The sequence below is a fragment of the Vibrio sp. 10N.261.52.A1 genome, assembly GCF_002876325.1.
Taxonomy (GTDB): domain Bacteria; phylum Pseudomonadota; class Gammaproteobacteria; order Enterobacterales; family Vibrionaceae; genus Vibrio; species Vibrio chagasii.
The window spans coordinates 1-349 of record NZ_MCYD01000536.1 but is presented as its reverse complement, the minus strand read 5'-3'; the positions used below and the strand labels follow the sequence as shown (position 1 = coordinate 349).

Genomic DNA, 349 nt, shown 5'->3' with positions numbered 1-349 from the left:
GCATACCGCCAGAGAATTCGTGTGGGTACATAGTAATACGCTTACGCGCTTCCGGGATTTTAACCGCTTCAAGCATACGTACTGATTCTTCGAATGCTTCCGCTTTACCCATGCCTTTGTGCAGCATAAGTACTTCCATCAGCTGATCACTTACTTTCATGTAAGGGTTCAGTGATGTCATCGGATCTTGGAAGATCATTGCGATCTGTTCAGCACGAACTTTGTTTAGTTCTTTTTCCGGAAGGTTAAGAATTTCTTTACCTTCGAATTTTGCACTACCAGAGATGATGCCGTTTTTCGCCAACAACCCCATGATAGAGAATACAGTCTGTGATTTACCTGAACCTGA

1 protein-coding gene is annotated in these 349 nt (G+C 43.3%); it reads right to left on the bottom strand.

Annotated features, from left to right (window positions below; all coding sequences use genetic code 11):
* On the bottom strand, positions 1 to 349 hold a 349-nt coding region (locus BCT81_RS07665; protein ID WP_133152584.1), incomplete at both ends, for an ATP-binding cassette domain-containing protein.